The following is a 219-nucleotide window of genomic DNA, read 5'->3' as shown; positions in this document are numbered from 1 at the left end:
GATCGGCGGCGGCACTGGGCCAAACACAGGAACTAACGCGACCACATGTACACCGGGGCCTTGGAACATGCACCGCATGCTGGAGTCACTCGATCAATTTCCAATGAACTTTGGTTTGCTCGGTAAAGGTAATGCGAGCCAACCTGAAGCACTGCGTGAGCAAGTAGCGGCAGGTGCCGTGGGTTTGAAGTTGCACGAAGACTGGGGAACCACACCTGC

1 protein-coding gene is annotated in these 219 nt (G+C 56.2%); it reads left to right on the top strand.

The genetic code is table 11. The annotated features are described in order from the left end of the window. A partial coding sequence (locus AB4512_RS24065; protein WP_372176008.1) for an amidohydrolase family protein occupies positions 1-219 on the top strand: 219 nt, incomplete at both ends.

Source organism: Vibrio sp. 10N.222.52.B7, assembly GCF_041474275.1.
Classification (GTDB): Bacteria; Pseudomonadota; Gammaproteobacteria; order Enterobacterales; family Vibrionaceae; genus Vibrio; species Vibrio crassostreae_C.
This window is presented reverse-complemented; position numbering and strand designations above follow the sequence as displayed.